Annotated in this window: 9 protein-coding genes; all 9 read right to left on the bottom strand. The window is 50.8% G+C overall.

Translation table 11 applies throughout. The features are described from left to right. On the bottom strand, nucleotides 1–533 hold a 533-nt coding region (locus AB1690_10370), incomplete at its 3' end, for a hypothetical protein (protein ID MEW6015716.1). Further along, a complete protein-coding gene (locus AB1690_10365; GenBank protein ID MEW6015715.1) occupies nucleotides 534–1,283 on the bottom strand; it encodes a hypothetical protein in 750 nt (249 codons plus the stop codon). Nucleotides 1,284–1,486: 203 nt separating this feature from the next. Continuing rightward, on the bottom strand, nucleotides 1,487–2,773 hold the full coding sequence (gene mtaB, locus AB1690_10360; protein MEW6015714.1) for a tRNA (N(6)-L-threonylcarbamoyladenosine(37)-C(2))-methylthiotransferase MtaB: 1,287 nt from the start codon (nucleotides 2,771–2,773) through the stop codon (nucleotides 1,487–1,489). Nucleotides 2,774–2,933: 160 nt separating this feature from the next. Further along, nucleotides 2,934–4,883: a 30S ribosomal protein S1 gene (gene rpsA, locus AB1690_10355; GenBank protein ID MEW6015713.1), complete on the bottom strand. Its 1,950-nt coding sequence runs from the start codon at nucleotides 4,881–4,883 to the stop codon at nucleotides 2,934–2,936. 221 nt (nucleotides 4,884–5,104) lie between these two features. Next, nucleotides 5,105–5,734 (bottom strand): lysophospholipid acyltransferase family protein, encoded by a 630-nt coding sequence (locus tag AB1690_10350; protein ID MEW6015712.1) that lies wholly within the window; start codon nucleotides 5,732–5,734, stop codon nucleotides 5,105–5,107. Next, nucleotides 5,731–6,435 (bottom strand): (d)CMP kinase, encoded by a 705-nt coding sequence (cmk, locus tag AB1690_10345; GenBank protein MEW6015711.1) that lies wholly within the window; start codon nucleotides 6,433–6,435, stop codon nucleotides 5,731–5,733. The genes AB1690_10350 and cmk overlap by 4 nt, the downstream gene beginning before the upstream one ends. Nucleotides 6,436–6,629: 194 nt before the next feature. Next, the gene (locus tag AB1690_10340; GenBank protein ID MEW6015710.1) at nucleotides 6,630–7,526 is read right to left on the bottom strand and encodes a DUF5668 domain-containing protein; all 897 of its coding nucleotides are present in this window, start codon (nucleotides 7,524–7,526) and stop codon (nucleotides 6,630–6,632) included. After that, nucleotides 7,523–7,969, bottom strand: coding sequence for a PspC domain-containing protein (locus AB1690_10335; GenBank protein ID MEW6015709.1), 447 nt, complete (start codon nucleotides 7,967–7,969; stop codon nucleotides 7,523–7,525). The genes AB1690_10340 and AB1690_10335 overlap by 4 nt, the downstream gene beginning before the upstream one ends. 69 nt (nucleotides 7,970–8,038) lie before the next feature. Beyond that, nucleotides 8,039–9,127: hypothetical protein (locus AB1690_10330; GenBank protein MEW6015708.1), on the bottom strand; the 1,089-nt coding region annotated here is incomplete at its 5' end.

The raw sequence follows: 9,127 nt of genomic DNA, 5'->3' as shown, positions 1-9,127 counted from the left end.
GATGCCATCTTCTCGTTCACGATAAATGGCATCTCCGGCATAAACCGGCTATTTGAACTATTTAATGTATGGTTGATATTATGATTCCTGTCATTTGTCCCGTCCGCCATCGCTACTGCCTGGTCAACGACAACACTTGTCGGAGTCAATTCGGCATTGCCGAAAGAACTTGATATCGATATCTCATTTATACTCCCCTTTAGACTCGTTATCAGACCGGATGCAAGCATCGGTTGACAGAGCAAGGAAGGCTCGCCTTCTCCAGATAAGGAATTCTCTTTCGTTTTAGGTTCTTTGTCTGTTGATTCAGAAATATTCTGTGAGACAGGGAGACCGTCGGCGCTGGATATTTCACCGCTCTTGATATCAAAGAGCAAATCTATCCCTGACTTTGGACTTGGAGCATTTTCGAGGAGCTCAAGAAAAGTCTTGAAGGCTTGGGAGTTCTCCCCACTCCAGTTGATACCCGGAAGCGCTGCCTGTGGCGCGCTTTCCGCTGCCAGCAAATTGAGTATGTCTATTCCGTTATTCATTTATTCATCAATTATGGTGATCAATTGTGTAGAAATGCTTGCCGCCCGCTTGGGTGGCAGAAGCGCCAACAGTTTGGCGGCATTGGCCGGTTTCATCCGGGGAATTATCGCCACCACCAGGGAATCATCCAGATTCGCAACCAGTTGCGCCACATCTTCCGCTTTCATACCATCATAGAGTCGCGCCAGGCTTATAATACGCGCTGTCTCAGCATCGTCTATTTTCGCCAACCCCTGCGTTACTTTATTTTCTTTTTCCTGCAGCTCGGCTTGCTTTTTATCGAGTTCGGCTTTTTCGGCTGCCAGAAGTTCCCGCGCCTTTTGAATCTCGCTCAAACTGTCTGTGACTGCCGCGGAATCTTCCGGCTTAACCGGAGTCTTCTCTTCAAAATCGAAATCGAGAAACGCCAGTTCTTTCATCACTTCATTGGTATCAAAATCGATAACGAGAAGTTCTTCAGGAGACAGCCCTGTCACCACGGGAACGGAAACGGAATCGCCCGCGACCGAGGTGGAATCGGCCGCTATGGATTGCCCGCCTTGCTCGGGGGAACTCTGAAGAAACATAGAGACCGCCATTGCCAGCGCGAATAGTCCCGCCCCCACCGCCGCGGGAAGCAGGAATCCTTTCAGTCTATTTCCGCCGGACGGGCTCTTAGCATTCCCCTCGGGACTGTCTAAGCCAACTATCTCACTCGTTGCCGGTTTCTCCGGCTCTTTACCCTGCTCTTTTGCTTTCTTGTCTGCCATGGCACAAATACAAAAATTAGATTTTTCCAAAGTTCTGTTGAGCAAGGGGTGTGCCCAATTTTGGACGGAAGCCGTAAGACTGTGAAAGTAAAGAACTTAGCCCATCGTAGAAACCGGAAATAATTTAGAGCGCCCCTCTTTTCCAGAATTCTTTTCCTTAACTCAAGGCAAAAAATTCCGCAATGACTGAATCTTTTATGGAATCAATTCGAAATTTGACTGCCGACCAGAAATCCGTCACCTATGGCATCGACCTTCAGGGGAACTATCTCTTTTTCGTCTCCTTCTGAAGGCGGCATCGATATTTTAAGATAGTTATCAGTTATCCCCCAGCAATTTTCCCCCTTCTTTGATTTTCGCTCCGCAATCGCCCCGAGGATATTCCCCGATTGCCGCTTGAGCGCCTTCATATAAGACGCTTTTGAAATTTTCCGCAGCGTCTCATTGCGCTCCTTAATTATGAAGGGCTTCAGTTTCCCCGCCAGTTGCGAGGCTTCTGTCCCCTTACGGTCGGAATATGAGAAGACATGGAGATAATCCAGAAACCCGCTCTCCGCCAGGGCAACAGTCTGCGCGAAATCATCCTCGCTTTCCGATGGAAATCCGACAATGACATCAGCCCCGATTGTTACATACTCAATGCTGTCCTTAATCACCTTTGCTGTATCCCGATACTTTTCACTGGTGTAGGGGCGATGCATCAGTCTCAGAATCCGGTTGGAGCCGGATTGAAGCGGCAGATGCAGATGTCGGCAGACCCGCGGACTATTATTCGCTATGAATTCAATCAGTTCTGATGTTATCTCTTGCGGTTCAATTGACGATAGCCTTATCCGGCTCACGGCCGTTTCGCGCAGGATAGTCTCCAGAAGGGCGGTCAGTGACGAGATATTGTCATAGTAATAATCGCCGATATGAACACCGGTCAGTACCACTTCCCGATATCCCGAGCGAACCAGCGAGTCAATCTCACCGATTATTTCTCTTGGCGGCCGATTGACCAGCCTTCCCCGAACCAGAGGGACGATACAATAGGAGCAGTTCTGATTACACCCATCTCCAATCTTGACCCAGGCGCGATTGTGCTGATAAAATTCCGAAAGAAGGGGAGCTGGAGATTTTTCCCTTTGGTCCGAAAACAGCTCCGGCCACTCTCGGCTCAAGAGTTGTACAATATCGTCTTTCTGCCTGTTATTGATAATCAGGTCAACCCCGTTCAGCCTTGCCACCTCTTCGGGAGTGGCGCTGACCAGGCATCCGACCACGACTACCCGCGCTTTGCCGTCGCGACGCGCCGCAACGGAAATCGCCCGACGGCAGCTGGCATCGGCTCTGCCGGTAACGGTGCAGGTGTTTATGATGTAAAGGTCCGCCTCTTCTTCGAAGGCGACTCGCTTGAAACCTTTCAGCGATAACTGCGCCGCCATGCTTTCGGTCTCATACTGATTGAGACGACAACCAATTGTTTCAAAGGCAACTCGCGGAGTCATATCTCTTATACTCATTTGTCCTTCTGACTAATAACAGCTGTCTTAAGAAATTGACAAACGAAAAGGCAGAAGCCGTGGCTCCTGCCTTTCCTTATGTCACAGACCTTTTACAAGGCCACTTTCGTCTTACAGAACGCGCTTCATCGCCGTGTCTGTCCGGTCATACGGCGGGAGGCTCCTGTCCTTCAGGAAACTGCTCCGCTGTGGTCGGCATTTCACCGGCGCCACCCTGACCGAGCGCTTCTCCCATGGAAACGGTTCGGGTCGGATGTTTGGTCAGATACTGCTGATACTCGGCATCCTCCCGGTCTTTGTAGTATGCCGAAACCGAAAGCACTATCTTATGTGAGGCGCGGTCGAATTCAATCACTTTAAGCGGTATCTGCTCTCCTTCCGAGAAGACATCTCCGGGATTGACCAGGTCCGGCTTCCCCAGCTGCGCCGTCGGGACAAATCCCTCCACGTCGCCGTCAAGGTCGACCGTCACCCCCCGGTCCAGTACCCGTGAGATAGTACCGAGACACTCGGCTCCCATAGAGTACTTTTTCGAAATTTCGGGCCAGGGGTCTTCTTTCAGCTGCTTAAATCCAAGAGAAATGCGTCGATTCTCATGGTCGATACGAAGAATTTTGACTTCTATCTTATCTCCCTTCTTCATCAGTTCCGAAGGGTGCTGAATCCGCTTAGTCCACGACATATCGCTGATATGAATAAGCCCGTCAATCCCCTCTTCCAGCTCCACAAAGGCGCCGAAAGCGGTCAGATTGCGGACTTTACCGCTTACTATCTTGCCGGCCGGATACTTCTTTTCTATCGTGTGCCACGGGTCCGGCTCCATCTGCTTGATACCGAGAGAAATCTTTTCATTCTCCTTGTCCACTGAAAGCACTACCGCATCAATCTTATCCCCCACATTCATTATCTTGGAGGGATGTTTGATATGCTGAGTCCAGGACATTTCGGAGATATGAATAAGCCCCTCGACCCCTTTCTCCAGCTCCACGAATGCCCCGTAATCGGTAATGGAGACGACCTTGCCGGTCACTTTCTTGCCAATCGGGTATTTCTCTTCAATATTCTCCCACGGGTACGGGGTCAGCTGTTTTAAACCAAGCGAGATGCGCGAGGTTTTCTCGTCAAAGTCAAGTATCTTAACCGAAATCCGGTCTCCTAATGAAACCATTTCGCTGGGATGCTTGATTCGTCCCCACGACATATCGGTGATATGGAGAAGCCCATCAACTCCGTTAAGGTCGATGAAAACGCCAAAGTCAGTTACGTTTTTGACAATACCTTCACGCACCTGACCAACGGCTATCTCTTTGAGAAGATTCGCCTTTTTGGATTCCCGTTCCTCTTCAAGAACAACCCGACGGGAAACGACGATATTTCGCCGATTCTTATTCAGCTTGATTATCTTCAGATCCATCGAGGTGCCGATAAGAGCGTCAAAGTCGGGCACCTGGCGAAGTGCTATCTGCGAACCGGGCAGGAAGGCGTCAACTCCCATGATATCAACCACCACACCGCCCTTGATACGTCGCGCCACTTTTCCGCTGACCAACTCGCCGGAATCATGAGCCTCTTGTATCCGGTCCCAGACTCTCATGAAATCGGCTTTTTGCTTGGAAAGAATCAGTTGACCATTCTGGTCTTCAATTTCCTCCAGATAGACATCAATCTTGTCCCCGACGGCGATATTGATTGGCTCCATGAATTCCGAAATCGGAATGATTCCTTCCGATTTGAATCCGACATCGACAATCACATCATCGCGGGTAACTCCCAGCACCACGCCCGAAACTATTTCTCCCTCTTTGATGCTCTTGATAGTACCATCGTACATCTCAAGAAGTCTCTTGTACTCATCGGGGGAATATTCGCGGCTATCGATTTCGGTCAGCTTCATCGAAGCGACCGTGGCCGGTTCCGCCGGGCTTGGCGGGGGGGCAACCTCCACGCGAGCGGCCGCTTTTTCCGAAAGACGCTGCCGTCGCGCGGTAACTATCTGTTCTTGTGATTCCGTTTCGGCTGACTCGACCAGGTGATTAGGATCGGTCTCCACTTTCTTGACCAACTTAATCTTCTTGGTCTTTGTCTTTTTTGCCATTCCAGCTTTCCTTTTGGTCAGCTTTGGCGCTTGCTCACCTCCTGTTACTGCCACTTTTTTTGTGCTTGGGTTCTTGGCACTTGCCATTGTGAAAAAATCCTCCTTAAACGATATATTTATCCCCGGGCGCTATCCGCCTCAAGGGGGATATTCAATGTCAGTGAGTCGCTAATTTAATGAATCGACCCAGAATCTTATTATCGTAAATTTCGCCCCTAATGTCAAGCCTTCCTTGACCTTTTCAATAAGTCTTCTTTCAGGCTATCAATACGACGCATTATCTCCTCGGCCAGCCTATGATACCCCTCCTTATCCTGCTCAAATCTTCTTGTTTCATCTTTATCCATCGGCGCGCCATAAACTATCGCCAGCTTCTCTTTGCCGATAAAGCAGCGCCAGAGCCGGTTTGCGCCATGAATATAGACCGGCACCACCGGCGCCCCGCTGTTTATCGCTATCATCCCTATCCCGGGACGAGGCGCCAGAAACTTCCCCTGTTTAGCCCTGGTCCCTTCCGGAAAAATAATCAACCCGCTCCCTTCTCTTAACAACCGCTCGGCAAGCTCCAGCGCTTTTTTGTCAAACCCCTGCCGATTAAGGGGATGCGCATTGAGCGACGATATCAGCTTCCCGAACAGCTTATTGCGGAAGAGTTCCCTCTTCGCCAAAAAATGAACCTCCCGCTTCACGAAACTCCCCACCAGCGGCGGGTCATAATAGGAGATATGGTTACTGGCCAGAATAAACGCCCCCTCTGAGGGCACCTTATCGGAACCGTAAATCTTGATGCGGAATATCAGACGGGCGAGCATTCGGACGAGGATTATGCAACAGAAATAGAACGGTCTCATACTCCCGAAAATCGCGCTTTGGCAAGTTTGATAATCTTTTCCACCTGCTCCTCGATAGTCAGATTGGAGGTATCAATCACCACAGCATCGCCGGTACGGGTAAGCGGGGAATGCTCCCGCCCGCTGTCGTAAGCGTCGCGACGAGCCAATTCCTCCTTCTGGTCTTCCAGTGAGGAGGGAATATTGAGACGGGCAAAATCGAGCAGGCGGCGACGCGCCCGTTCTTCAATCGACGCCTCCAGATATATTTTGAGGTCGGCATCAGGGAAGACGACCGACGTCGTATCTCTCCCTTCCGCCACAATGTTGCCGTCTTTGCCAAGTTCCTTCTGCTGGCGCACCATCGCTTCCCGCACTTCTTTGTGCGCCGAAACCTGCGAAACCGCCGCGGTCACTTCGGGAGTTCGAATCGCAGTGCTTACATCTTCCCCGTTCAAAAAGACCAGATTGTGGTCCTCTTCATTCCGAAATGTAATCTTCATCTTTCTCGCCGCCTCGCCGAGCGCGGCGCTGTCACCAAGAGGAATTCCGCGCCGCAAGGCATATAATGTCACCGAACGATACATCGCACCCGTGTCGAGATAGATATATCCCAATCGGGACGCCAGCAATTTGGCTGTGGTAGATTTGCCGGAGCCGGCCGGGCCATCAATGGCAATTATCTTCCCGGAAAATCCGGTCAACTTGTACGGTTTTGACATAGAGGTCGTTAAGATACAGAATCTCTTCCAAAAATCAAATAGGGAAACCGCTGCCCTCTTATTCAGTACCATTGTTTCCATGCGGCAGAAACATACCGTATCCTCGTTTACCCTCCGGTATCTATTCCTCGCCCCGCAATAAAAAAGCCCGGGCTTTCCGGCACGGGCTCTCTATGAATATGAGTCTTGCCTTGTCAGTAATAATCAATCGATAGATGGCTGAGATTCCGCCCCAGTTTCAGATGCACCTGCACTGCCGCCGAATCAAAACCGACTGAACGATACAATCCTCCCTCTTCCGCCAAATCCATAGCCTTCAAATAAGAGGCATATTCCTCGCCGTCAATGGTCAGACCGGCATCGCGCGGCACTCGCAAATCAAAGCGGGAATCATCCCCCGAAATCTCCAGTTCCACCCTGGGGCTCTGCGACCCCACTTTCAGATATATTTCTCCGTCATCGTTGTCTATTTTGAGATATTCGAGACGATTGTTCTGAAAAGTCAAACTGACGTCAGCGTCCTCCCCCCGGGTCTTCATTTTAATCGGGACATTTTCGGGGAGCGACATGGTCCAGTCGCGGCCGTAGCGATGTCCGTCAATCACAATCACCCCTTCCCGCCCGAATCGTCGCTTGATTTCGAGCCGGCCGACACCGTTGATCTCTTCAAATTTTATTTCCGGCTTGCGGGAAAAGCGGTCGAAGCGCGCCGAAATCAGGTCGGTCGTCGTCCGGTTCATAAAAATATCGGCCCCGCCATGCTCAACCGTGACATCCAGGAGAGTCATGGTGGCATCGGTCGGCTGCTCCCAGCGATAGGTAGAAAAATAGCCTTTATCTTCCCCTTCCGACCCCGTTTCGACTGCCACAGCCACCATGGCGACAATCAGAATCAGCGGTGAAAGATAGGCGATAAAACTCCATTTCGACCTCTGGAATACCTTTTCCAAGCCGATGGCAATCAGAATCAGCGGCCACCAGATTATAAGTTCCCCCCAATAGGACCAATCCAGCGCCCCCAGATTATTGAGTAGAAGCATTACTCCTATGGCAAGCAAAAGGAGTCCCCACCGCAGACGGCTCGGCGTCATTTTGTCCCCTCCTGTGGAAGCATATCATTATTGGAATTCTTCCGTCCCGCCATGCTGACCAGTATAATCACCCCAATGACAATCAGGATTGCCGGGAAGAGATACTCAAAGTCGAACCACCACCAGTACATGTTATGCATCAAAATCAGAGCGCCGACCGAAATCAGAATGATTCCGGGAATCATGCCGCGCTGCTTTGAAGGCGGTTTTTCTGTCGTCGGCGGCGGCGTCATATTCAGCTTCTCAATTTCCAGTTGAATCGGCTTTTTCGGCATCGCAATCCAGGCGATGACATAAATCAGAATCCCGATTCCGTGCAGGAATATCAAAGCCAGAGCGGCGATGCGCACCATGGTCGGGTCGATATCAAAGTACTCCGCGATTCCACCGCAAACTCCGGCAATCTTGCGGTCCATCTGTGAACGATACAGCCGTTGGGTCATACAAACCTCCCTTTATCAGGCTCGAGTATTTTTCTAATGTTTAGTTACGGAAAGAGGACAAAAAAGTTTTTACTTAATTGCCGCTTCCAGAGAAGTAATAAAATCTTGAATCTTTTGGGCTGATTTGACGTCGGCTCGTCCGCGAAGAATCTGAAGCCGCTCCAGCATCTCTTTTTGCTCTGTCCTGTCGGGACTCAATTTTCCCACATTGAAGAAGACTTCCCCCATCTCAAGAAGAACTGTCCCCAGGGAATCGGCCGGCGGCTCGGTCCGCTGCTTGGCGGCCGCTTCCGGATAGTGCGGCGATAGGAACGAGGCATACCGGGCCGAAAGATACTCCGCCCGGCTCTTCCATAAGATATACTCCGCCAGGTCGGCTGTGTCGGCGCCGGCCTTGTCCGGCTGCACCGCCATATAAGTCATTTCCTGCGATTCCACTTTAAGGACGGTTCCAAGGTCGGTTTTCGCCACCTTTTTCGGTTTCTCTTCCCCTTTAGTTACCCGAGTCTCCGGGATGGCAGGCATTGCTTTTCGCTCCGGCGAAACGGCGATTATTTCTTTCTCCGGCGCCAGTTCCGCTGCCGGTTTATAGATTTCAGCCATTTCTGCATCTTTGGGCTCCGCATAGCTTTCCGGCACTATTTCCTTTGCCCGGGGCAACGATGACGGCGGCTCCTCAATCTTAATCTCTAATTTATTCCCTTCTCCTCTGTTCTCTTTGGTGGGAAGTTTTGCCGACTCTTGAAGTTTATCACCATCGACTATCGGTTCAACCTCTCCGTTAGCCGTCGCCTTTATCTCGTCTTTTTCCGTACCCTTTTCTTCTTCAACCGCATTTGAGGGCGCCGTAACTGGGCTATCTTTCATGTACCATCCTTCATAGTATGAAATGAACGCCACCAGCACTATGGATGCCGCGACCGCCGCGAACCGTACCCAGCTCTCGGAGCGTCTCTTGCTCCGTACGTCGACAATATCCTCCGGAGGACCATCCGGTATCCCGGCAAGTATCTTCTCTTTGCTCCCTTCCCAGTACTCGGCGTTTCCCTCAAACTGAAAGTCTTCTGCCATGCTTTCCAACTTTTTCATCTGCTCGAACTGCCGACGGCACTCCGGACAGGTGATAAGATGATTCTCCACTTCTCCCATCTTTCCGCG

This window comes from Candidatus Zixiibacteriota bacterium (assembly GCA_040753495.1).
Classification (GTDB): Bacteria; Zixibacteria; MSB-5A5; order GN15; family PGXB01; genus DYGG01.
Note: the sequence above shows the minus strand (reverse complement) of the source record. Positions and strands in the feature narration are given on the sequence as shown.